The organism is Pseudomonadota bacterium, from assembly GCA_027620075.1.
Classification (GTDB): domain Bacteria; phylum Pseudomonadota; class Alphaproteobacteria; order Rickettsiales; family UBA6187; genus 1-14-0-20-39-49.
Genome location: JAQCEY010000001.1, coordinates 537,669 through 562,444, shown reverse-complemented (window position 1 = coordinate 562,444; position 24,776 = coordinate 537,669). Strand labels below are relative to the sequence as shown.

The 24,776-nt window shown below is 37.0% G+C and carries 22 protein-coding genes, 2 tRNA genes and 1 pseudogene; 14 read left to right on the top strand and 11 right to left on the bottom strand.

The genetic code is table 11. From position 1 onward, the window contains the following. Nucleotides 1-74 precede the first annotated feature (74 nt). From O2942_02945 to O2942_02920, 6 genes are all read right to left on the bottom strand, one after another. Nucleotides 75-713 carry a hypothetical protein gene (locus tag O2942_02945; GenBank protein ID MDA0781203.1) on the bottom strand — a complete coding sequence of 213 codons (639 nt, stop codon included), beginning with the start codon at nucleotides 711-713 and terminating at the stop codon, nucleotides 75-77. Continuing rightward, nucleotides 706-1,923 (bottom strand): tyrosine-type recombinase/integrase, encoded by a 1,218-nt coding sequence (locus tag O2942_02940; GenBank protein MDA0781202.1) that lies wholly within the window; start codon nucleotides 1,921-1,923, stop codon nucleotides 706-708. Before O2942_02940 ends, O2942_02945 begins: the two co-directional genes overlap by 8 nt. Before the next feature lie 159 nt (nucleotides 1,924-2,082). After that, nucleotides 2,083-2,168, bottom strand: a tRNA-Leu gene (locus tag O2942_02935). Nucleotides 2,169-2,351: 183 nt separating this feature from the next. Then, nucleotides 2,352-2,768, bottom strand: coding sequence for a hypothetical protein (locus O2942_02930; GenBank protein MDA0781201.1), 417 nt, complete (start codon nucleotides 2,766-2,768; stop codon nucleotides 2,352-2,354). Between the two features lie 294 nt (nucleotides 2,769-3,062). Next, nucleotides 3,063-4,220 carry a hypothetical protein gene (locus O2942_02925; GenBank protein ID MDA0781200.1) on the bottom strand — a complete coding sequence of 386 codons (1,158 nt, stop codon included), beginning with the start codon at nucleotides 4,218-4,220 and terminating at the stop codon, nucleotides 3,063-3,065. Nucleotides 4,221-4,539: 319 nt separating this feature from the next. Further along, a complete protein-coding gene (locus O2942_02920; GenBank protein MDA0781199.1) occupies nucleotides 4,540-5,544 on the bottom strand; it encodes a hypothetical protein in 1,005 nt (334 codons plus the stop codon). A 231-nt stretch (nucleotides 5,545-5,775) separates the two neighbouring features. Between O2942_02920 and petA the strand changes: the two genes are divergently transcribed. Genes petA through O2942_02905 form a run of 3 tightly spaced genes read left to right on the top strand, consistent with a single transcriptional unit; the run spans nucleotide 5,776 to nucleotide 8,285 of the window. Beyond that, entirely contained in the window at nucleotides 5,776-6,303 is a 528-nt protein-coding gene (gene petA / locus O2942_02915) for a ubiquinol-cytochrome c reductase iron-sulfur subunit (GenBank protein ID MDA0781198.1), read from the top strand. 4 nt (nucleotides 6,304-6,307) lie between these two features. Further along, entirely contained in the window at nucleotides 6,308-7,522 is a 1,215-nt protein-coding gene (locus O2942_02910; GenBank protein MDA0781197.1) for a cytochrome b N-terminal domain-containing protein, read from the top strand. Between the two features lie 13 nt (nucleotides 7,523-7,535). Then, a complete protein-coding gene (locus tag O2942_02905; protein MDA0781196.1) occupies nucleotides 7,536-8,285 on the top strand; it encodes a cytochrome c1 in 750 nt (249 codons plus the stop codon). A gap of 104 nt (nucleotides 8,286-8,389) precedes the next feature. Here O2942_02905 and ybgC read toward each other — a convergent pair whose 3' ends face one another. Next, the gene (gene ybgC, locus O2942_02900) at nucleotides 8,390-8,785 is read right to left on the bottom strand and encodes a tol-pal system-associated acyl-CoA thioesterase (protein MDA0781195.1); all 396 of its coding nucleotides are present in this window, start codon (nucleotides 8,783-8,785) and stop codon (nucleotides 8,390-8,392) included. 152 nt (nucleotides 8,786-8,937) lie between these two features. Here ybgC and O2942_02895 point away from each other — a divergent pair. The 5 genes and pseudogenes from O2942_02895 to O2942_02875 all read left to right on the top strand — a co-directional run bounded on the left by O2942_02895 (nucleotide 8,938) and on the right by O2942_02875 (nucleotide 12,530). Further along, nucleotides 8,938-9,013, top strand: a tRNA-Val gene (locus tag O2942_02895). Between the two features lie 631 nt (nucleotides 9,014-9,644). Then, entirely contained in the window at nucleotides 9,645-10,121 is a 477-nt protein-coding gene (locus tag O2942_02890; protein MDA0781194.1) for a very short patch repair endonuclease, read from the top strand. Nucleotides 10,122-10,164: 43 nt separating this feature from the next. Beyond that, nucleotides 10,165-11,121, top strand: coding sequence for a DNA cytosine methyltransferase (locus O2942_02885; protein ID MDA0781193.1), 957 nt, complete (start codon nucleotides 10,165-10,167; stop codon nucleotides 11,119-11,121). A 1-nt stretch (nucleotide 11,122) separates the two neighbouring features. Then, nucleotides 11,123-11,256 (top strand): annotated as a pseudogene (locus tag O2942_02880) (HpaII family restriction endonuclease). Between the two features lie 83 nt (nucleotides 11,257-11,339). Then, nucleotides 11,340-12,530, top strand: coding sequence for a hypothetical protein (locus tag O2942_02875; GenBank protein MDA0781192.1), 1,191 nt, complete (start codon nucleotides 11,340-11,342; stop codon nucleotides 12,528-12,530). Between the two features lie 470 nt (nucleotides 12,531-13,000). On the opposite strand, the gene O2942_02870 is transcribed toward O2942_02875, so the two are convergent. Continuing rightward, nucleotides 13,001-13,648 (bottom strand): arylesterase, encoded by a 648-nt coding sequence (locus O2942_02870; protein ID MDA0781191.1) that lies wholly within the window; start codon nucleotides 13,646-13,648, stop codon nucleotides 13,001-13,003. On the opposite strand from O2942_02870, the gene O2942_02865 reads away from it, so the two are divergent. Beyond that, nucleotides 13,626-14,315 carry an ABC transporter ATP-binding protein gene (locus tag O2942_02865; protein MDA0781190.1) on the top strand — a complete coding sequence of 230 codons (690 nt, stop codon included), beginning with the start codon at nucleotides 13,626-13,628 and terminating at the stop codon, nucleotides 14,313-14,315. The genes O2942_02870 and O2942_02865 overlap by 23 nt on opposite strands. Then, a complete protein-coding gene (locus O2942_02860) occupies nucleotides 14,302-16,833 on the top strand; it encodes a hypothetical protein (protein ID MDA0781189.1) in 2,532 nt (843 codons plus the stop codon). The genes O2942_02865 and O2942_02860 overlap by 14 nt, the downstream gene beginning before the upstream one ends. A 5-nt stretch (nucleotides 16,834-16,838) precedes the next feature. Here the strand turns inward: O2942_02860 and O2942_02855 are convergent, their stop codons facing one another. Next, on the bottom strand, nucleotides 16,839-17,696 hold the full coding sequence (locus tag O2942_02855; protein ID MDA0781188.1) for a hypothetical protein: 858 nt from the start codon (nucleotides 17,694-17,696) through the stop codon (nucleotides 16,839-16,841). A gap of 195 nt (nucleotides 17,697-17,891) precedes the next feature. Here O2942_02855 and O2942_02850 point away from each other — a divergent pair, with 195 nt between their 5' ends. Further along, nucleotides 17,892-18,848, top strand: coding sequence for a PhoH family protein (locus tag O2942_02850; protein MDA0781187.1), 957 nt, complete (start codon nucleotides 17,892-17,894; stop codon nucleotides 18,846-18,848). Between the two features lie 146 nt (nucleotides 18,849-18,994). On the opposite strand, the gene ruvB is transcribed toward O2942_02850, so the two are convergent. After that, complete coding sequence (gene ruvB / locus O2942_02845; protein ID MDA0781186.1) at nucleotides 18,995-20,017, bottom strand: Holliday junction branch migration DNA helicase RuvB; 1,023 nt, start codon at nucleotides 20,015-20,017, stop codon at nucleotides 18,995-18,997. A 755-nt stretch (nucleotides 20,018-20,772) separates the two neighbouring features. Between ruvB and O2942_02840 the strand changes: the two genes are divergently transcribed. Next, the gene (locus O2942_02840) at nucleotides 20,773-21,621 is read left to right on the top strand and encodes a hypothetical protein (GenBank protein ID MDA0781185.1); all 849 of its coding nucleotides are present in this window, start codon (nucleotides 20,773-20,775) and stop codon (nucleotides 21,619-21,621) included. Nucleotides 21,622-21,666: 45 nt separating this feature from the next. Here the strand turns inward: O2942_02840 and O2942_02835 are convergent, their stop codons facing one another. Then, nucleotides 21,667-23,805: a methyl-accepting chemotaxis protein gene (locus O2942_02835; protein ID MDA0781184.1), complete on the bottom strand. Its 2,139-nt coding sequence runs from the start codon at nucleotides 23,803-23,805 to the stop codon at nucleotides 21,667-21,669. A gap of 263 nt (nucleotides 23,806-24,068) precedes the next feature. Here O2942_02835 and O2942_02830 point away from each other — a divergent pair, with 263 nt between their 5' ends. Beyond that, nucleotides 24,069-24,272: a hypothetical protein gene (locus O2942_02830; protein MDA0781183.1), complete on the top strand. Its 204-nt coding sequence runs from the start codon at nucleotides 24,069-24,071 to the stop codon at nucleotides 24,270-24,272. A 16-nt stretch (nucleotides 24,273-24,288) separates the two neighbouring features. Continuing rightward, nucleotides 24,289-24,657 carry a cell division protein ZapA gene (zapA, locus tag O2942_02825; protein MDA0781182.1) on the top strand — a complete coding sequence of 123 codons (369 nt, stop codon included), beginning with the start codon at nucleotides 24,289-24,291 and terminating at the stop codon, nucleotides 24,655-24,657. The last annotated feature ends 119 nt before the right edge of the window (nucleotides 24,658-24,776 follow it).

The following is a 24,776-nucleotide window of genomic DNA, read 5'->3' as shown; positions in this document are numbered from 1 at the left end:
TCATATATTTTTAGAGGTTCAATTATATGACGTCATACCCTTTTTTGGTCGCATCAACAAATGATTTTGGGCTACTAGATTCTTTTCCCCAGAAGAGTAATGAACCTTACATTTAGTTGATAATCAGTCTCTTCATCTTTATCCAAGCGCCAATTAATTGATCCATGTAATTTAACTATTGTTATTTTATTATCCTCTTGCAAGTAGGAGTATTCTTGCCCAGCCTTCTCTAAACACAACTCTAGTAAACAATCCCAATTAAATGTTAAAATTATATCACCTGCGGTTAATTGTTCAGCAAACTTAATGTATAAATCAGGAATATTTTCTATCGAGGGTGTTAATTCACAAATGGTTTTAGATAAATAAAAGCGTAATGCTAAATTTTCTTTTGAGCCATTATTATTCCAGCGCTCACCTCCGCCATATTCCCTTAATTCAATATAATGTAAATATGTAGCTATTTCAGGAAATGATAAATTAGTGTAATCAGGTTCGGAGTCTTCCAAATCGAAGTACGCTTGTGTATAGCCACATATTCTTTCGTAGAAACCAGGACATTCCTTTTTGCATTTCTCCATTGCTGCTTGTAATAGTTCTCCTGTCATAGGAATGCCAGCCGCAGCAGAAAATCCCGCTCCTAAAATAAATACCCTACGTTCTTTCACATATTTTACATAATTTGGGTCAATAGATTTCTTTGTTTCAGGCATTACCAAACTTTCCTTCAACAACATTGCCGCCGCCATTTTCGGCTCTTTCTAAATACTGCGCCCACCACTCCATCATGGCGTGGCGTTCGGGCAGGTACTCTGCACGGTTATATATAGCGCGTATCTGGTTAGCGTCTTTATGAGCAAGCTGTTTTTCTATAACATCATCTTTGAAGCCATGTTCATTTAAGATGGTACTGGCAAGAGACCTTGCCCCGTGCGCCACCATTTCACCCTTATAGCCCATCTTATGAATGATATTGTTTATAGTGTTTTCGCTTATATATGGATTCTTGCGCCTGTTCATCGCCGGAAATATATAATCACTCCAACCATTATATATATGTATCTCTTTTAAAAGCTCTATTGCCTGAGGTGCAAGTGGAACAATATGAGCATCGCGTGTTTTCATAATTTCAGCAGGGACGGTCATTTCCTTTTTGTCGAAGTCGATATATTCCCATTTACACTTGCGAAGCTCTCCCTGACGTAAGAAAGTAAGTAATAGTAAACGAACGGACATTTTATTTGTTGCTGCTGCTGGAATACCTTCTAGTTTTTTAAGAAAGGTCGGAAGCTCCTCTGCATCAATAGTTGGGTGGTGTTTTACCTTATGAGGCTTTAGAGCATCCTTTAGGTCTGCTGCTGGATTAAATTCCGTCATATCTGAAGCTTTTGCATAACGGAAAACGGCGGCGCATGTTTGTAATGTTTTTTTGGAAAGATAAGTTGCGTCTCTTTTTTCCATAACCTGTATTAAGGCCAGAATTTCAGAGGGTTTAATGTCATTAACAGCCTTTTTGCCAAGAGTTGGAATTATATTGCGCTCTAACCTGCGCCAGATACGAAGGGCATTTTCCGGTGTCCATCGCTCTATATTGTCGGCATGCCATGCTTTGGCCACGTTTTCAAATGTGTTTTTAACTTCAGCTATGGCTTGTTGTTTAGCTTCTTGCTTAACTGCGCTTGGGTCTTGGCCATTTTCTATTAGTTTACGTGCATCTTCTTTTTTATCTCTAGCTTCCTTAAGAGTTGTTTGCGGAAATACCCCCAACGCTAAAAGCTTCTCTTTGCCGGAAACCCTGTATTTAAGCCGCCAATACTTAGAACCATCTTTTTTGACCAGTAGGAACATACCCCCACCGTCAAACATCTTATAGTCTTTATCTCTTGGCTTTGCGTTAACTACCGCAGTATTCGTAAGTTTCATCTAGATACCCCCAGCAATAAATTGATACCCCCACAAATACCCCCCGATATGGGGGTATGTTAGTAAATGTTAGTGGAAGCCACTGGACGACAGTTAAGCCTAAAAGCCTTGTAAAGTAAAGCTTAAATGGACGTTAATAGAAAATAAAAGAAGAATAAGTGGTGCCTCCGGAGGGAATCGAACCCTCACTCTTTAAAAGAACTGGATTTTGAATCCAGCGCGTCTACCGGTTCCGCCACAGAGGCACAATTTAAAGCGTTTCTTATTTTGAACTGCTTTTTAATAATTGTGGGAACGGAATATAGTAAATTTAATAAAAAGTCAAAATTAAAATGGAATGAAAGTATCGGGAGTGTTCGACCGATATATAAATTATCAAACTTGTTCAGCATAGCCGTTTATTTATTTAGCTATAACATAAATAAGTTTTATCGCTGCATTCCCTGATTGTCATCTTTTGTTTTAGTATATTTGTTTACAAAACTAGAACTGTCATCAACTACAAAAAGATCATTATGATTTTGTTGTACGTTATCGTTTTTTTCGTCACCGAAGCTAAGGTAGCAAACACCGTCTTTGCACACCACGCCTTGAATAATCTCGGGTTTATCTTCCGTAACACTAGTATTATTTTTTTTAGAAGTGGTGCTATAAGTTTTATCTTCCAGACCATCCATAAACCCCCATTTTTTACGTTTGATATCTGTTTTTTCAACAAAGCCGACCGAATTTTGAATTTTATTCTTATCAGGCAAATTTTTGTCACCTGACAAAGATGAAAATGCGGAAACAAGATCAGGGTTAGTAGCAAGTAATATAGGTGCAATGTTTTTTAATGACTTCATGATTTTCTATACTTTTTAATTAATAAAAAGTTATCAGGATAACCGAAGTAGTACATATTAACAACTGTATTTTTATACGATAGCATGATTATCTTAAGTTTGGACATCGTTAATGTTAGGCTCATTTAGGTTATCTAAACTTCGCCTTCATTTCCTTGTCCGATTCTTAAGCTAATCTGCTATATATCGGTTGGAACTGCGGACAGTGTAGCCGACTTTTGACGAATAAAAGCCGTCATCGGTAATACTTCGATTATCCGTATTTACATCTAAAAAACCTATTGCAGATATGAACTATTTGCCCAATCCCTGACTTTTGTTACCACCTTTGAATTGTTCTGCCGATTCATCGAACTCCTTATAAAGTCCGCTTAATTCTCGGGTAGCAAGAAGCCTGTTAAGTTCCTCTTCCTGTCTTCCTTTTGACGCTTTCATCAAATTAACTGGTTTTTTCAGGCTATCAAAATCTTCGCCGATATTTTTTTCTACAAAATCATCAATTTTTTTAACAGCACCTGCCATTTCAAATGCCTGTTTGGCCATTTTAGAACCCCAGTTTTGAACGGCTATATCTGCAAGAGTCGAATCACGATCCTTTACCGTTTCCTCGTCCTTTGTACCTTCAAAAATCTTACCGATTTTCGTATCAAAGTCTGCACCTGATTCGATAAGGTTAGAAATCCGCTGCTTTCCTTTTTCTGAAATTTTATCACCGGACTGATAAACCAAATTTAACATCTGCTCGGTAGGGCTTGAGTAGCTTGCATATTTTTGAGGCCCTGAAAATACATATCCTTTATCATCGGCATAAAACATTCCCATCTGCTCGGCTTTATAGCGTTCTATGTCGCCCTTAAGCTCCGATCTGTAATCCCGTCCTTTATCATCTCCTCCGCTTTTCTCTATAATTGCCGTAGGTGTTTCTCCGGCACTATTTGGCTCGGATAGATTTCCGCCGCTAGTTGCATACTCTCTCATTGCGGAAAACAAAGGCATGATACGGCTTTCAAGCCCTTCTTTATTATTTAGTTCGTTAGCAAGAATGTGAGCCATATTATTACCGCTACTTACTACTTTGCCGTTTTTATCCTTTATATCGAATTTAAGGTCGGGATTAGCACCGCCTGTCTTATAAGCGTTATTTACTCCCTCAAAATCCCCTTCATTGACCATACTTTGCAATTGCCGTGCTGAAAGTTTTTCTTTATTCGAAATAAGCGTTTTAGGATCAAACTTAAAAAACTTACTGATATCGAATGGCTTTTTATCATCATCGCCTAAGTCGGCATCGCCCATACCTATCTGATACTGCAACCCGCTAACCCTGTCGGCAAAGCTTGGCGGCTTATCAGGGGCGAATCTCGGAGTATTTGCAATGCCTCCCGAATTTAGTCCTTCCCTATTTTGTCCCATTAAAGTTCCTATAAAAGCGGCTGTGATGGCAGGTTTCATGATTTCATATCCTTATATTTAAAATTTCATACTTATTAAAATTTTTATTATTAAATATCTATAAATTATAGATATCATCTAATATAAAAACCATATTCATAAAAATTACAACTACTAAAAGTAGAAAATTCACTTTTTAATTATACTTTTAAATACTTTGATATTTAGATGATGACAATGAATTGAAAGTATGTAGCGTTTTCTAATTCGAGCAGAACTACGACTTGTCACCCCGTTTTTATAACGGGGTGACAAGTCGTATAATAAAAGTTGCATAGTTTTTTCTTTTAACTAGAAAATACTATATAATATTAGGATTTTAAACTATCCCGCGTCCTCTCTTTTCTGAAGGTTCTTCCTGTCTTGGTTTTTCAAGTGCCACAAATTCATTAACGGCGTTTTGCCATTCTCGATTCATTTCATTAAACTTATCGTTATCATCAATATGCATCTGCTTTAACAAATTATGGTCAAAAGCTATTTTTGCGTTTTTCTCGGCAATATTTTGTAGCTTATTAAACGCATTCACGGATTCTTTATCCCAATTTTTATACACCTCGTCCATTATAGTAGTTTTTTTGAACCGGAAGTCCGGTATAGAATCATCATCTTGTCTATTGCCGCCTTTATCCTGCAATCTTATATCCTTGTAAGGCATTCCCTCATCAACGTTTGCTCCCGCCTTTAAATAATTTGCTGCCATTTTTCTTGCTATTTTTGTAGGATTTTCCTGTAATGCTATCGTATAAAGCCTTCGGTTAACCTCTTTTGTTTCCGGTGGAATTTTCATTTGCTGCTCGGATAGTTTCTTTATTTTTAAAGCCAGTTCTTTATTACCGGTATTTTCCGCTACCTGCTTTGCCGTGCGTCCGTTAGCGTCTTTGATACTAAAGTCATAACCGCTTTCACTTAAACGTGTCAAAGTATCTACGGAGTTATTATAAGCAGAGGTCAGCAACGAGCCTAAAGGCAAGCCCGATACAAGATGTGCAAGCGTATTGCCGTTTTTCAATACCATATCCGGATTAGCCCCGTCCTGATAATTTTGTTTTAAAGCCCCCCAGTTTCTTCTTAAGAAATTATTATACAAAATAGCAGGAGGATATTTTTCTTTGGGTCTAAAATCGTTATCATTTACAGAATTTAAATCATCATTATTGCCGTCATTGCTATAGAATAATTTTTTTTCAGGCTTTGTATTTTGAGATACTCTATCAACAAATCCATGTTTTTTAATACCGAAAGAACTTCTTGAAGGCTGAGTATTACGGGTTACAAAAGCCGCTAATGCCAGAGGTGTAAACACTAATGCTGAAAGTTTCATATTTTTATCCTCATGATGTCAAATGCATAAAAAAACAATATAATACCAGTATTTAGTATCATAACAAAAATGCTAGGTAAACATCTAAAAACTAATAGTTTAATTGCAAAAAATATCAGATTAAATATCCGCCCGTAAAAAATCAGTTAAATTATCACTGGATTTTATGAAACAAATTATATATATAGGCTATAAATTTTAGTTTAGTACTATTAAATTTAAGGAAAGATTATGACTGATAATGCTAAAAATGACAGTCAAACAAGGCGTGATTTCATAGTGTTAACTGCAAGTGCCATGGCGGGTGTCGGTGCTTTATCCGTTGCATGGCCGTTAGTGGACTCCCTTAATCCTTCGGCTGACGTTTTAGCCCTAGCGTCCACGGAAGTAGACCTTTCTTCCATAAAAGAAGGTCAGTCAATAAGGGTTATGTGGCGCGGAAAACCTGTTTTTATCCGTCGCAGAACGCCTGATGAGATTCAAAAAGCACAAGCTGAAGAGGTAAGTACGCTGCCTGATCCGGAATCTGACAAAGAAAGAGTAAAAGAGGGTAAAGACGAGTGGTTGGTAGTTGTCGGTGTTTGTACTCACCTTGGGTGCGTGCCTCTTGGCTATCAGGGTGAATATAACGGCTGGTTTTGTCCTTGCCACGGTTCTCACTACGATACATCGGGTCGTATCAGGAAAGGACCGGCTCCGACAAACCTTCTCGTTCCTCCATACGAATTCTTAAATGATAATTTAATAAAAATCGGTTAGTAAAATGAGCCAAGAAAAATATACAGGTGTAAAAGGCTGGATAGAAGAGCGTTTACCTATATTTAGTTTTTTAAAGCATTCGGCTGAGTATAGAGCTCCTAAAAATTTAAGTTATGCGTGGAATTTAGGTTCCATATTAGGAATAGCATTAATAATTCAGATTGTTACCGGCATTGTACTTGCTATGCATTATACTCCTAATTCCGAGCTGGCATTCGGTAGCGTAGAGAATATTATGCGTAACGTTAATTACGGCTGGTTGATAAGATATACGCACGCAGTGGGTGCGTCAATGTTCTTTATGGCTGTGTATCTACATATATTACGTGGTCTTTATTACGGTTCATATAAAGCTCCCAGAGAAATATTATGGTGGTTCGGTATAATAATTTTCATAGTTATGATGGCTACTGCATTTATGGGCTATGTGCTTCCTTGGGGACAAATGAGCTTTTGGGGTGCTACGGTAATCACAAACTTATTTTCAGCCATTCCTGTAGTCGGTGAAAGCATCGTACAATGGCTTTGGGGCGGTTTCTCGGTGGATAACCCGACTCTTAACCGTTTCTTTGCACTTCACTATCTATTACCTTTCATATTACTTGGTCTGGTTGTGTTGCACGTAGTAGCACTTCATGTGAACGGTTCTAACAACCCTACGGGGGTTGAGCCTAAAACAGAGAAAGATACTATTCCGTTCCACCCTTATTACACTGTTAAGGATTTTTTCGGGTTCGGTATATTCTTCCTTTTATTCGCTTATTTCCTTTTCTTCGCCCCTAACTATTTAGGTCACCCCGATAACTATATTCCGGCTGATCCTATGGTTACACCGGCACATATCGTACCTGAGTGGTATTTCCTGCCTTTCTACGCAATATTACGTGCCATACCTGATAAATTAGGCGGTGTATTATTCATGTTCGGCTCTTTGCTGATACTTTTTGTATTACCTTGGCTGGATACATCAAAAGTAAAGAGCGGTAGTTTCAGACCTGTTTTCAAAATTTTCTTTTGGTTGTTTACCTTTAACTTTATTTTCTTAGGGTATTTAGGCGGAAAGCCTGCCGAGGGTATGTATGTAATATTGTCACGTTTATCGACTTTTTACTATTTTGCATATTTTCTGTTTATCCTTCCGATACTGGGAAAAATAGAAAAACCAAAAGCAATACCCGAATCGATTGATGCCGCATATAAAAAATGCAAAAATAAATAATTTGGATTTAAAAATGAAAAAATTATTTCTTACTTTAATTTTATTATCAACAAATGCCTTTGCAGCAGGTGGTGGAGATATACAACTTAAAGAAATTAAATGGCCGTTTGACGGTGCTTTCGGTACTGTTGACAGGCAAGCTGCCCAACGTGGCTTTCAGGTATATAAAGATGTATGTGCAAGTTGCCATGCTTTAGAATATGTGTCATACCGTAACTTGGAAGCAATAGGATTTTCAGAAGATGAGGTTAAAGCCATTGCGGCAGAGGCAACTATAATTGACGGTCCTAATGATGACGGAGAGATGTTTGAGCGTGAAGGTCGCCCGTCTGACAGGTTTAAAAAGCCTTTTGCCAATGAAAAGGCAGCACGTGCCGCAAATGGCGGTGCTTATCCGCCTAATCTTTCATTGATAGTAAAATCACGCCCTGACGGTGCTAACTATCTTTATTCATTACTTACGGGTTATGAAGAAGCACCGAGCGATATGCAAATGAATGAAGGCATGAATTATAATAAGTACTTCTCCGGTCACCAAATAGCCATGGCTCCGCCATTAATGGAAGGATTAATTGAATACATGGACGGCACTAATGCTACTACCGAACAAATGGCAAGAGATGTTACTGTGTTTTTACAGTGGGCAGCAGAGCCTGAGATGGAGCAGCGCAAGCGTATGGGAATTAAGGTATTTGCCTATTTGATTATATTTACCGTTTTATTCTATATGGCTAAAAAAATAATCTGGCGTGATGTAAAGTAATAACATAAAGAACGCTATAGTGTGGGCATAGCGGAGGCAATATTTTTTGTGTTTACGCTTGCCGGAGTCTTTTTTGCTTGATGAGAGTGATTTTATAATTTCAATTATCCTTGTACAGAAAACCGTTCTTTTATTTCTTTGGGTATCCTGACAGGTGCTATATCGCTGTTCACGCATGCTACTTTAACCGTTATTTTGCAAAGAAGGTTTTCGTAAGCTGATATTGTCTGGTTCATTACCATACTTGCACCGGACATTTTATCAATATTAGTTTTGATATTAAGCATATCGTCTAGTTTAGCACCCTTTAACAGATCCATTTCAATGTGTCTGACCACAAATAATATGCCTTGTTCTTTTGCCAGTGTTGACTGGGTAATGCCTATGGAACGCAAAAAATCAGTACGCGCCCGTTCGGCAAATTTCAGATAGTTGGCATGATAGACAACACCGCCGCTATCTGTGTCTTCATAATAGATTCTGTAAGATATCTCATGCATATTTTTTATATGTATTTAATTTGAATTCGGTTAAAAAACATAAATAAAGAAATAATCGTCCGGTTACTATAAAAAATAATAATTATATCTAATTTTATGTTGATTGTTGTAAAAATGAGTTGTATAAGCTTCCTCCTCACTTCTTTTTAAGTGGGCGTTTAGCTCAGCTGGTAGAGCGCCACGTTTACACCGTGGATGTCGGGAGTTCGAATCTCTCAACGCCCACCATTTTATATTGGCTTTCCTCGAATTAATGAGGAAAATCTTCTAAAACATGTTCTGTTAAGTTTACGAACATAATATTCTAACTCCTAATATGTAATTTTCAAAGTGTGGACAAAAAACTACTATTCAATTTTAGTTGAAAGTGCTTATTACCTACTTTAAAACAGAACAAAGGTTTATGAAGGATGTTGTTTTTGAGTAACAAAAAAATAAACAACTAACGTTCATACTAATAAAATACAGACCTATTATTGTAGAGTTAAACAAAATAAACAAAATAATTTCTTTAGATGGTTGTAGAATTGATGCATTAGCCGATGAGTATAAAAGCAAAGAAAAAAATGATGATTTTGATGACGAACACTTAGTTGCGATATTAGTTTTCTCTAAATCGAATGCTATATGTACAGCAGATGTTAGAGCCGAGTATTTTATAAAAAAATATGCCAAGCATGCGAGAGTATTAAAAGATACTACCAGACTTCAAGATACTAAAAAAATTTTAAATAATTCGATATAAAAAATATGCCGAGGCATTTCTAAAAAAACAAGCAAACTTCTTTTGTTTGATATCAATTATTTCCCTTTGAAAATCGAATCTTTCAACGAATGTTGTTCATTTTATGAACTCGTAATGTTATATAATATCCTTATGGATATATTCACAAAGGAAAAACGTAGTAAGGTAATGTCTGCCGTTAAGGGCAAAGATACAAAGCCCGAAATTATGTTAAGAAAGGCTATATTTAAACAAGGTTTTAGATATAGTCTTCATACCGGTTCTATAGAAGGAAAGCCCGATATATATCTAAAAAAGTATAATGCAGTTATTTTCTTTCATGGCTGTTTTTGGCACGGGCATAACTGCAAAGCCGGAGCGTTACCGAAAACTAGAACCGAATTTTGGAAAAAGAAAATAGAATCAAATAAATGTCGTGACTTAAAGGTTATAAATGTCCTGAAAGAAAAGGGATATAGGGTTTTGATAATTTGGGGTTGTTCATTAAAAGGTAAGGGAAAAGAGCGTTTTGACACAGTGGTAAATAAAACAATATGCTGGATAAATTCTAATAACAACATAAACGAAATAACAAATAAATGTTTTGAGTAATTGAAATATTATACTTTTGATGTAAAGTCCCGTAGGGGTTGAAATGAAAAAAAAATATAAGTTTATCGATTTGTTTGCAGGCATTGGAGGCTTCCACTACGCATTTCATGAGCTTGGTGCGGAATGTGTTTTTGCGTCTGAAATCGCCCCTCACGCCCGTAAAACTTATGAGCATAATTTAAAAGTAATATCACCGAAACTATTTAAGTCTAGCAAATTTAATGATGATATTTTAAAAATTGCTTATAATGATATAGACAAAGAAATACCTGACTTTGATATTTTATGTGCAGGGTTTCCTTGCCAGCCGTTTAGTCAGGCAGGTTTTAAGCGAGGATTTAAAGAAGAAAAAGATTCTCGTGGAAATATGTTTTTTAAAATAAGAGATATAATTAAGGTAAAAAAACCAAAAGCTATATTTCTTGAAAATGTAAGACACCTTTTAAAGCATGATAACGGGCAAACTTTTGCAATTATAAAAAACATTATAGATAAAGAGCTTAAATACGATTTTCATTACGAGATAGTAAAGGCTTCCGACTTCGGATTACCACAACATAGACCTAGATTGTTTATGGTAGGATTTAGAAAGGAAGATAAATATGAATTGCCTTTTGAACACCCTAAAAAAGTACCGCTAAAAATGACTATGTCAGATATATTAGGTGGCAAATGCAATAAAGAAGTAGGTTACACTTTAAGAGTCGGAGGCAGAGGCTCAGGGCTATCAGATAGAAGAAATTGGGATTCGTATCTTGTTAATAATGAACATTTAAGAATAACCTCAAAAGAAGGGCTTGCAATGCAGGGTTTTCCTGCAAATTTCCAATTCCCTGTTTCTGAAACACAGGCAATGAAACAGCTTGGAAATAGTGTTGCAGTTAATGCGATACGTGCTTATGGAAGTCAAATAATAAATAGGCTTAATACACAGATTAAAGATGATGTTAAATCCGATTGTTATATTGTAAAGAAAAATAAATTACAGGCGGTAGTTTAGCATTAGGAATAAAGGTGAATGGAGCGAGTTTTATACTTTTTTCGATTACTTGCAGACGGAAAATTGTATGCAGCAGATTCAAATTTAAATAAAATCGAGAATTTATATTATCCGATAATAAAAGTTACTCGACAAAGCAAGGAGCATAAAGAGCCTTTGTTTTATAAGTTAGAAGATAAAATTTACAAATCATTTTATTTTATGGATGAAAGTTTATTATGAAAACATCTGCGTTAATTTTACCGGCGTTGCTAGTCGGTTCTAAAGCCTTTTTAGACCCTGCGTTTGTACAACAATACCGTTCAGGTTTAAAGAATAGAAACACTTATTATAATGATAAGCCGCATCTCGGTAAGAACATAGACGGCAAACACGATACAAAGCTTGAAATGTTCCGTTTACTAAAAGGTTTGTGGGGATTTTTAAATGGGGATAATGAAAAAGGTATTTATTTTGAGGCGGATAAACAGGAAGATAAATTTAATACGGAAGCATTAAAGCCAAAAGAAAAGTTTAACACAAGTAATGTGCGTTATCTTTTGGGAAACGATCTTTTAGGAGGCGTTTTAAAGGTAACTAAAAAAGGTCTTAACCCTGACATGGTACTTGATGATGAGGGGAATAATACGGCACATTTGATAGCTAAAGGCATTGTCAGAAAGTTTTCTGAAAATGAAGATAATGCAAAAATCTATGTCGATTACGGTATGGAAATAATTAAGCAGCTAACAGTTAGCGGTATTGATCTCGGGTCTAAAAATAAAGATGGTGAAACTGTTGAGGATATTTTTAATAATAGCTCGAACTTACCCGAACAAAAAGATGAAAACAGATATATATATAAGCAACTGGCATTTTTAGTGCAGTCATATAGAAAAAACCAGATGAATCCTATGGCTGAAATATCAGACCAGAAAGATGAAGACATAGTGCATGTAATGTTTGATGACCCTACTTCCCAGCTATTTAATATAGCCGAACAGCTAAATCCGTCTTCAATAGCGATAGATAGAGTTTCCGCTCTTATAAAGACCGGGGCCGATATATACGCAACAAGGCATAGGACTAATATGAATATAAAAGATAAAACGGAGCAGGATAAGTATAATGACCGCTGTGTAATAGATGATATTGTGGCGACAGGGGTAAAAAAGGACAATGATTACTATAATAAGGCATTAATAGAAACTGCCAAAGAAAATTGGGGAGAACAAGCCTCCGATAAATTAATAACAATGGTGAAGGTGCGTGATATTGTTGCAAAGTCCTCAAGTTATCATAAATTTGAGGAAAAAAAATCGCCGGACAATTGTAATGAAGGTTTAACGGTTTCAAAGTTGTTTAGTTGGGATATAGCTGAAAAAGACTTTAAAAAAATTATTAGCGAACACCAATCAAGGCAACCTTAGATTTCTTTAGAGTATTTAACGCCTACAGAAGCATCTGCAAAATGTTGCAAAGTTCAAATTTGAGTTCTTTTTATCCCTTCTCCCGTGTGCGGGGTAGGGGGGTGATACATGTATATATAACAAATACTTGCGAGTTTCCACCCCTCACAAAAGACCTCTGCATAATGCAAATAAAACTTGTCATTACCCGAATTGCCAAAGGCAATTATAGGGTAATCTCACCAGAATCGCCCTATAATTTGTTTCACAAATTCAGGCGATGACGTATTATGCAGAGGTCTTCACAAAAACACTTTCGTGTTTTTAACTCTCCGGCAAGGGGAGAGTAGTTTTTTGACTTTTGCAGAGCCTTCTTTAGTAATTTTACTATAGGAAACTATGGCGATAGCCTGCTGAGATTGCTCTTATAATTTCCTACGAAAATTCGGGTAATGACAGCATTGTTCAATATATTTATCGGACACTTATTTTTATTCGTCGTCCTGATTGTTTTTTATATTTTTAATAAAATAATCAGCTAAGCCTTTGGCTATTTCATCGACTCCCAGTTCATTAGGGTGTATCTTATCACTTTGCATATAGAGTGTTTTGCCAAAAACGCCTTTCAATAGAAACGGGTATAAAGGAATAGAATATTGTTCGGCTAGTTCCGTATATATCGCATTGAACTGCTTTTGGTAATCTACTCCGTAGTTAAGGGGCGCTTCTACTGCGGATAAGATTAAAAACACGTTCTTTTCCCGTGCGGTTTTTATCATAGCCTCTACATTCGACTTTATAACCTGAGGAGGATATCCGCGTAATAAGTCGTTACCGCCCAGTGCTATAAGAATGATATCGGGATTATGTTTTTCTAAAGCCCATTTTATTCTGTTTCGCCCTCCTGCGGTTGTGTCTCCCGATACTCCTCCATTGATTACCTTAATTAAGTAACCTTCTTCATTAAGGATAGTTTCAAGCTTGTGGTCAAGTTTTTGAAGCTTCGCAAGACCGTATCCGGCAATAATACTATCTCCGAACAGCAAGATTGAGGTTGCGGATTTTTCCTCTGCGTGTGATACTGGAGAGGAGATAAACACAAATATAAATAAAAATATGCGTAAAGATAATTTAAACATAATATCGCTTTCTAATGTCTCATTGACCCTTAAAGGACCCTCTGGCTTATATATTAACATTTTACAACAAATTGATATGAATGTACAGAGTGGAGATTTTATTAGCGTTACAGGAGCGTCAGGTTCCGGGAAAACTTCCCTGATGATGTTAATTTCCGGAGTAGAAAAAGCTACTTCAGGAAAAATTGAAGTTGCCGGAAAAGAATTGCAGGATCTTGATGAAGATGAGTTGGCGGCTTTCAGGCGAGATAATATAGGTATTGTTTTTCAGAATTTCCACTTAATCCCGACAATGACGGCATTTGAAAATGTTGAGGTGGCATTGGAACTTGCAGGTATCGGTGACGCTGCAAAAATAGCAAAAAACAGCCTTAAAGAAGTAGGGCTGCAAAAAAGAACGGATCACTATCCCGACCAGCTATCGGGAGGGGAGCAACAAAGAGTGGCTCTGGCAAGGGCATTTGCTACATGCCCTAAGATATTGCTTGCCGATGAACCTACCGGTAACCTTGATAGTGAAAACGGCAAAATAGTTACCGATCTTTTATTACAAATGAAAGATAATTCGGGAACTACACTTTTGCTGATTACTCATGACCCGAAGCTGGCGGAAATGTCGTCCAGAAAATTTGTAATGCAAGACGGTAAGATTAATGAAAAAAAGTGATTTAAAACTATCTTGGAAACTTGCAAAAAGTGAGCTTTATCATGGTCGGAAACATTTTTATGTTTTTCTGGCATGCCTTATTCTCGGCGTTTCGGTAATGGCTAGCGTAAGTACGTTCGGCTCGGTTGTAAATAAAACACTAAAAGATGAAGCACAAAGTCTGCTCGGAGGCGATATTGAAGTGCGTGTAAGGGGCGTTGAGATAACGCAGGAGCAAAAAGATTTCCTGACAAAATACGGGAGGTTATCTTATGTGGCTACCGTCAGATCCATGTTGTATCATGAGGAACGTAGCAACCTCATAGAAATTAAGGCGGTAGACGAGAATTATCCTTTAATCGGCAATTTGGAATTAAACGAAGAAATATCAAAAGAAAATGCTCTGGCTAATAACGGATTAATCGTTGACCCTATTTTATTATCGCAGACTAATCTTAGTGTAGGCGATGAAGTGAGAGTAGGTTCGGGAAAGTTTGTTATAAGGGGTACTATAAAAAAAGAACCTGACAGAGCTGTGCAGATATTTACTTTCGGTCCAAGGGTAATGATGAGTATAGAGTCTTTAAAAGAGACGGATATAGTAAAGACCTTCAGCTTAGTTTCTCACAGATATAGGATTGACCTGCCTGATAATGTAATAGCTGATAAAAAATATGTCAAAGAAGTAGAGAAAGAGCTTGGAAAACAGTTCCCTGAAATGTCGTGGAGAGTTGAAAACGGTACTGACGGAAACGACAATTTAAAGGAGTTTTTAGACCAGTTACTTGCTTTTATGACTCTGTCGGGAATAGCTACTTTCCTGATAGCGGGTATCGGTATAGCTAGTTCTGTGCGTGCCTACCTTGAAAAAAAATCCCATACCATGGCGATTTTAAAAGTTCAGGGTGCATCAGGCAGAATAGTAATGCTTACATATGTTACGGTAATCGGAATCTTATCATTACTGGGAGGGGCGGTAGGTATCGTAATATCCGTCTTTGCCACTGGTTTAATTATGCCTGTAATTGCTAATTTTTTACCGACATTAGAAGGGCAGGGGAGTATTTATATACCGTCTTTGCTTTTGGCTATGTGGTATGGTTTGCTGATATCTTATATATTCTCTTTTCCTGCATTGTTCAGTGCCGTTGAAGTAAAGCCTTCAACATTATTTAGAAGTAAAATAGCTATGCTACGCTTTAGTAATAATGAAAAAATGCGAGTTGTGGTTTCTTTTCTTGTAGGTTGTCTGTTGGGAACTTTGTATGTAACGGCTAATGACAAGCTGTTTATAATCGGAGCTGTGGCTGTTATAGCAGTATCTTTTCTGCTATTCGGTTTAAGTGCCGTACTGGTAAAAAAAATCACAAAGAAAATAAAAGTAAAAACTCCATGGTTGAAACTGGCTTTGGGTAATATGCACCGCCCCGGCTCATCTACTACAACAGTTGTTTTTGCTATCGGTATCAGCCTTACGGTTCTTATAGCACTGACTTTGACGGAGGCAAATTTCCAATACCGTATAAAGCAGATAATGCAGGAAAGAGCTCCATCATTATTTTTAATTGATATTCAGCCCGACCAGAAAGAGGATATTAAAAAATTGCTTAGTGAATATGCTTCTGAGGAAAATATTCTTCTCTATCCTATGGTAAGAGGAAGAATTACTCAAATTGCCGGAGTGCCTGTAGAAAATGTAAAGGTAAAAAATGATATAAGCTGGGCGGTACGTGGTGACAGGGGGCTAAGCTATAGCTCAAAACCTCCTTCTAACGCAAATATAGTCAAAGGAAAGTGGTGGGAAGAAAATTATCAAGGTGAGCATTTGCTTTCAGTAGATGAACGCTTTTTAGACGGTATGGGCGTAGATATCGGCGATACAATTACGGTCAGTGTTCTGGGTAGTGATATTACCGCCAAAATAGCAAGTGCCAGAAAGATAGATTATTCAACCTTCCAGCTTAATTTTGCTATGATGTTCACTCCTGCGGCAATTGAAAACCTGCCGCATACCAGCCTTGCAACTATACATATGAAGCCAGATTCGCAAAAAGAATTTGAACTTGTTGGCAAAATAGCAAAGCAATTCCCTACAATAACACCTGTACGCACCCGTGAGGTAGTTAAATTAGTACGGGATATTATGGCTAATATCGCAATTGCATTAAGAATTACTGTCGGAATAAGCCTGTTTGCGGGAATATTGGTTTTAACAAGTGCTTTAAGTGCAACCCTAACGCAAAGAATGTATGATGTGGCTATATTAAAAGTTCTGGGTTCAAGGCGTATCGATATATTAAAAAGCTGCACTGTTGAGTGGATGCTGCTTGCTTTTGTAACTTCTATAATAGCTGCCACTATCGGTACGATAGCGGCTTATCTGATAAATAACCGTTTAAGGGGTGATGAGTTTTATATTATGCCGCATGTTACATTAATAACTATAGCAGGCTGTGTAGCGGTTATCTGGATTATCGGTTATATAGGAAATAAAAAGCTTTTCAGCTTCCGTCCTTCAACGCTTTTAAGGAATGAGTAAGTAAACTAACTAAGGCTTAAAGACCCCTCGGTTCTACTATCTCTCCTTAACAAAGCAGGTCTTTGCCCTGCCGGAGTTTCGTTAGAGCTGTTGCTTAAAGTTGCTGTTCCGCCGTTCCTGTTCCTGTCAAGGCGGTTTCTGTGCAGGGGAATACTGTCGGCGGAGGTTGTTGAGGTATCATCAAAAATTTCGGGGTTGACGCTATGTTCTTCTTGCGAACTTTGTGTTGTTACCATTGAAACGAAAGTTATTTCGCCGGGAACCTTTTTGTATGCTTTGTCAGGCGTTTGCGAAATGCTCATTTCTTGTAAAGCGTCTTTTTTTTGCCAACCTAAATATTTAGGGTTGTCGGTAAGAACCGACATTATATCGTCAATGTCGGAAAGGGGCATTGAATTTTTCTGTTCTTTTTCAAGCTTTAATGCTGATAGTTGTTCAAAAATAATTTCAAAAACAGATTCCGTTAAAAATTCTCTGGCTTTATCAGCGTCCGTAATTTGCGGTGGTTTTTTCTGGTCTATAATACTTGGGTTTTTATATGTTTGTACTAGCTGTGGTATTTCAGTTTGAGCAAATGCATCTTCAGAGTAATTTTCTCTTAAATAAGCGGCACGGTTTCTCTTTACATGGTCAAATGACTGTTTTGCCAATGATTTAAAGGGCAAGGCTTTTTCGTCTAACTCGGTTTCCAGTAGGATTTCTTGTAAATTATTTGCAAACGGGTTGTAATTATCCGAACTTAATGCGGCTGCTAAACCTGAAATAACCGTAATTGCTTTTGTCTTACTGTCTTTGGGTATATCAATAGCGTTTTCAAGATACCCCTTCAAAAGGTAATGACCGTTGCTCTTTATATCTGTCATAATATAACCTCTGTTTTATAATATTGATATTACATTTATATTATGCGTGCAACATTATATTAACAGTTTAATTGTAAATATATGTTTTATTTTATTTTTATAGTTTTATTAAAATAAGTCTGTAAATAATCCTATATTTAAGATATAATTGTATTATAAGATGTTTTTATCAATTAACGGCAATAAAGGCTTATATTGAAAAAAAAACCAAAATATGTGTCATTCGACAATAATCTTCATCTTACCGCATTATTTGGTGAGCAAGACTGCAATCTACTGAAAATCGAAGAAAAGCTTGGGGTTTCAATAACATCTCGCGGTAATATGATATTTATATCGGGTGATAATGAAAAAGTAACTCAGGCGGAGCATATATTAGAGTCGCTATATCATAAACTCGAACAAGGTATGGAGGTGGGCATGAGCGAAGTTGAAGCAGCTTTACGCATGGTATCAAATAACAAAGGCGAAAAAAAGAAAGAAAAAAACACCCTGTTTGAACAGGAAATTGTTGTTAAAACTGCTAAAAAACAGATAGTACCTCATTCCAATACGCAAAAACAATATATAAAAGCATTATATAAAAAAGACCTTGTATTTGCCAATGGTCCTGCCGGTACGGGTAAGACTTATCTGGCTGTTGCGGTGGGTGTTTCAATGTTTCTTAATCATAAGGTTGAGCGTATTATTCTGGTGCGTCCTGCAGTTGAAGCGGGAGAAAAAATAGGATTTCTACCCGGTGATATGAAAGAGAAGGTAGACCCTTATATGCAGCCTTTATATGATGCCTTGTATGATATGTTCCCTGCGGAAAAGGTGCAAAAATATATCGAAAGCAGGGTTATAGAAATAGCACCTCTTGCCTTTATGAGAGGGCGTACATTAAAAGACGCATTCGTTATTTTAGACGAAGCACAAAACGCTACTCCTACTCAAATGAAAATGTTCCTTACCAGACTTGGTGAAAATTCAAGAATGGTAGTAAACGGTGACCTGTCACAAATCGATCTGCCTCCACACAGTAAATCAGGTCTAGATGATGCCCTGAACAAACTACGCAATATAGATGAGATAGGTTATGTTCAGTTCGGGGAAGATGATATAGTCCGTCATAACCTTGTTGCCAAGATAGTTCATGCGTATAAAGAGTAGATTAATTTCGTATAAATTACACACGTCATTACCCGAATTTGCGAAGCAAATTATAGGGTAATCTCACCAGTGACGTACGTACAAAGTGCATGCATTATTATATAGCTTGGATACTATGGTCAAACCATAGTATGATGTAGACTGTTTTACTCAAAAATATCAGCCTGTTCTGTTCTTAATTTAGGGACTGCCATACCTATGTGACCGAATGCTTGCGGTGTTAATACTCTTCCTCTTGGGGTGCGTTGAATAAAGCCAAGTTGCAGTAAATACGGTTCAATTGTTTCTTCAACCGAGTCACGTTGTTCGGAAAGACCGGCACATATAGTCTCAACTCCTACAGGCCCTCCAGAATATTTTTCGGCAATGAACCTTAAATAGCGGCGGTCAGAGCCGTCTAAACCGCATGAATCTACTTCTAAACGGCGTAAGGACTCATCGGCAATAGATGATTGTATGATTTTGTCGCCTGCAACCTCGGCAAAGTCCCTGACACGCCTTAATAACCGTAATGCGATACGAGGAGTTCCCCTTGAGCGGTTGGCAATCTCATTAGCACCGTCTTGTGTAAGCTGTGCTTTGAGGATATTTGCTCCACGCTCAATTACCAGCCTGAGTTCGTCAGATGAATAAAAATTAAGGCGGGTAGGGATACCGAACCTGTCCCTCAACGGGTTAGATAGCAGACCTAATCTGGTTGTTGCACCCACCAAAGTGAATTTAGGCAGTTCAATACGTACGGTGCGGGCGGCAGGACCTTCACCGATTATGATATCGAGTTGAAAATCTTCCATCGCAGAATATAATACTTCCTCAACATTGGTGTTAAGGCGGTGTATCTCGTCAATGAAAAGTACATCATTTTCCTGAAGGTTAGTAAGAATTGCCGCCAAGTCGCCTGCTTTTGATAAAAGAGGTCCTGACGTTGCCTTGAACCCTGTTCCAAGCTCCCTTGCGATTATCTGTGCTATGGTTGTTTTGCCCAATCCGGGAGGACCGTATAATAAAACATGGTCTAAAGCTTCCGACCTAGACCTTGCCGCCTCTATAAAAACACGCAGGTTATTTTTTGCGTGTTCCTGTCCGATAAAATCATCAAAGAACGAAGGGCGAAGTGTGTTCTCGGACATGTCTTCTTCAATGCGGTTGGAATCAAGGATATCGGTCATTTAATATAGTGTTAAGTGTTAGTGTTGAGTGCCAGTATAGTTCAAGTAATGCAAGTTGCCAGTAGAAAATTGTTTTTTTACTGGCGGATATTTTTAAATCAATTACTATAAAAATACGTAATGTATTAGGGGTGAATGTATTATGGACTTTGATGAGAATAGCAGATAAGAAAAGGAAAGCGGTTAATATTTTTATAATGCTATCTAAGTGTATTAGAAAAAACGACATGTAGTATGGTAAAGGTGATTTTTTATTTGTTTACACAAAATATTTTTCTAAAAGATTATATAGACAAAATATATTTTTTTAGTAAAATAGCGATGGATGGTGAAGACGTTGACCATTTATTGATCAATAACAAGAGTAAGTGACTGCTAAATTCCAACCTTAGCGGCGGGCTTAAGTTGGTGCTAACTTAAGCTCTCTTGCCATAAATTAGTGTGTCGGTTATAGAAGGTCTACAAAACTTATTTATAACTGACCACTACTTTTTTAAAGGAAAAATGTTCTATCGTCAACAACAATATTGCTAAAAAACATAAATAAACGCCCTTTTTACTTAAAAATAACACAATGAGTGGTTTTTATATATCGAAAAAGATAAAAAGACTATTCAAGTTTTGTAATTTGATGCAAAACATAGCGAGGGGGATTAGAGTATAATAATAATCTATCTTCGTATAAAAATATGGAATTTATTTGGAATAAAATATAAACGACTTTGGGGGTAATATCAAAATGGGGTTAATGTGTCATGGACTTTGATAAGTTGCAAAGAAAGAATGCTCAAAGACGGGAGCAGTACAGACCGAAGTCTACGCAAAAAGGCTCGGAAAATGAGTTTGTTTTCGGCATAATATTTGTAACCGGTTTTATAATATTATTTGCGGCTTATTCGCTTAACCATGAATCTATAAATGATTTTTTCGATAAAGGTGTGGAGCAGGTCGGCAAAGTTACCGACTCTGATAATTATCAAAAACAAGAGCAGATACGAAAAGAAAAACAACGTAACGAATATCTGAAAAGAAAAAATAACTCCACCGACAATAAACGCAGTGACGGATACGATATTATAAATTTTGTTAATAACAGTAACGAAAAGAGAAAAATATATTGGGTAGACAGACACGGTAATAAGAAATTATACAAAACCCTGAATCCTAAAGAGTTATATGAGCAAAGGTCATATGCCCACCATCAATGGCTCGTTACAGACCAAAATGACAATGAGTTGGGCAAGTATTATACAAAAGGGAGCAAAAGTGATGTAACAATGTATGATAGCAATATAGCACAAACAACAGATGAACCCGAAACATCGGTTCAAAGCACCGTTGATGAAGATTTAAATGCACGTTCCATTGAGGCTAAAAAGGCATCGACTATCAATTTTATAAATTCAAGCAATGATATCAGAAAAATATACTGGTTAGACTATAAAGGTAAAAAAGTCTTATATAGAGTGTTAAAACCCGGAGATACATATACGCAGAGAACTTTCATAACCCACCCTTGGTTGGTTACGGACGGGCAGGAGAACAAGCTAGGTATTTATTATCCGGCAGATACTAAAAAAGATGTTGTATTGGAAAACAGATGATAAGTAATTTGTTTACTTATCATACCGAACAACCGGAGATACTAATTAACCGTGCCTTACTTCATTCAGGAAGTTTGCAAATGCCATATTTAATTTCTCGGCTTCTCTTGACACTCCTTGCGATGCTTCAAGCATTTGAACCGATGCTTCTTTTGCGTGGGACGCAAGATTCGTTATATCCGATATGTGACTTGTAACTTCCTGCGTTTCCTGAGAAGCCACCTGCATATTTTTAGTTATTTCATAAGTAGTTGCAGTTTGCTCTTCAACTGCAGCCGATATACCGCCCGAATATTCGTTAACCTTGTCAACGGCACTTTTTATTGCGTTCAATGCCTCGGAAACCTCCGACGAGATGGACTGTACGTTTTCGATTTGGCTTGCAATATCCTCGGTTGCTCTTGTAGCCTGATTCGATAAGTTCTTAACTTCCGATGCCACTACCGCGAACCCTTTTCCGGCTTCTCCTGCCCTTGCTGACTCAATAGTCGCATTTAATGCAAGTAAATTTATCTGCTCGGCAATATCACGTATCAATTTAACAACACTACCTATTTCACTTGAAGCGATTTCTAAAGATCTGGCACTGGATTCGGCATTAACTGCCTTTTTTACAGCATCGTTAACAACTTCCGTTGACTTTGTTACCTGACTGGAAATTTCATTAACAGACGCAAGCATCTCCTCCGATGCGGCCGCCACGGTTGAAACATTTTGTGAAGTACGCCCCGATGAGTTGGAAACATCCTTTGTTTTATTATTTACATCATTTACATTATTCCCCATCGACTCGGCCGTATGACTCAACTGTGTAGCTGCGGCTGCGACAGAGTTAAGCATTCCCTGAACTGACTGTTCAAAACGACTCGCCAGATCATGCATTGCTTTTTTCTTATCTTCTTCAGCTTTTATGTCGGCAAGCTTACGATCTTTTTCAAGTTGCCCTTTCTCCAATGCGTTTTCCTTGAACACTTGCAGCGCCTTTGCCATTTCTCCGATTTCATCTTTTTTGTCAAGTCCGGGTATTTCAACTGACGAATTGCCATCGGCAATATCTCTCATTATCTTAACCATCTTTGTTATAGGAGAAGAAATTCCTCTAGAAAATAATATTGAAAGTACTGTAAAAATAGCTACTACAACCAGAGCCGAAACCATTGCTATCTTTTGCATACTACGAATCGGCTGCATAACTTCATCATAATCTTCCTCACTTATCATGGCAAAATTAGCTCCCATAAATTCAAAAGGAATGTACGATGCGACAGTTACTTTTCCATCAAAACTATTAATAACCTTGTAACCTAGCTCATTATTCAGAGCCATTTTTACAACTTCCGTATCGACCTTAGTTTTTAATATTGTATCTTCATTCTTTAGATTATTTCTCATGAGCTTATCGCTGCCTACCAGATACGACCTTCCGCTTTCTCCCATTCCTTCGTTTTGTTGCATAACCGCATCAATTCTTGAGATAGGCATTTGGAAAACCAATACACCCGCCAACTCGCCGTTTTCGAAAAGTATCGGCTGAGAAATAAAGCTTGCGGCAGCACCATGACTTGGAGCATACGGCTTAAAGTCAAAAAAACTTTGTTTACCTGAATTATAATTACTAACAGCCGCCCTGAAGGCATTGCCAAGATCGGTATCTTTATACTCACCTTTTTCTAAATTAGTTGCATAATCAAGCTCTTTGAAAACCGTGTAAACAAGATTTCCTTCCGTGTCAAAAAGGAATATATCATAATACTCTTTCTGCCTCAAAAAATGACGAAACCAAGGGTGGTACTTTTCGTGATAAGAACTATATAATGAACCGTCCTTCGCATAATCTAACTCCTCTTTAGAACCTGTAGGATTTGGATTGTCGGTAATGTACAATTGTTGCAATTTATTTTTTTGATTATATCCGAAGTCTTCCCAACCTTTTTTAAAATCAAGCAAGGCCTCCCTTACAAAAGGACTCTTAGATAAAGAAGATAAATCCTGTTGTATTGATTCAAGATAACTTGACAAGGCAGATTTCTTTGAAATACTTAGAGCTTGTAATTTTTCCTCGGTAGCTATAAAAGCGTCGTTTGATGCTCTTTTTAATACTACTACACCCACAATTACCGAAGAAAGAAGAGCCATACTAACCATTATAATAGGTAACTTTTTAGATATTTTCATGCTAATCATACATTTCAATCCTTGGTTTTCTTTAAGCGCATATTTAGTACTTATAGTTTACAATTAAAAATAAATATACATAAAAATAGTTAATTTTTATTTAACAAACCACGTAATCTACTCAATAAAACCCACCTCCACAATCCCTGTTGTCAATTGACATTTTATAGAAATATTTTTTATAAACAGTTTACATTAGGTGTCATACGTATTATTAATATCTTCTTTTTTTCATAAAAATTTTAATTAGAAACAAAAACATGAGCAATGCAATGCAAGAACAGAAGACCGAATCGGAAAAAAGACTTGATGGTGCCAAAGAACGCTTAAAAAATGCTTTGACCGGTCTTGACTTACTCATAAAAAAACAGAATGAAAATCTGAAGGAAGAAAGAAAGATACGGACAGAAGTTATTAAAGATTTAGATGAGCATATCGGCAATCTTGAGACGATTTTAAAAAAAAATGACAAATAATATTTAATGGTTAATTATGGCTACAGTTAATTTTACATTACGGGACAAAAACTACAGCATAGCGTGTGATGACGGCGAAGAAGGAAGAATTAAGAAGCTTGCCGAAAAATTGGGAATTCGAGTTGATGCCATGTCTAAAACCTGTGGCTCGGCTAGTGACAGTGTAGTGCTTGCCTTTACCGCACTGATGATGGAAGATGAAGTTGCTACTTTAAAGGAAAACGGTGCTAATAATAACACACCTCAACTGCCTCTTGATACCGGCAATAACAAAACCATATCTTTAGAAGAGCATAAAAGAATAGTTAACAACACCTTAGCTGACGCATTAGAACCTATTGCGAAATACATAGAAAACCTTGCAAAAGAAATAGAAAGCAGATAAAATATAAGAAGGATGGGAGTGCTGCTTGGTTCGTAAGATAACGTATTCCCAGAGGCGATACTTTTTTTGATATAACTGTCACTGTCCGGAACGTGTTCCGGTTACATGGTTAATTTTGT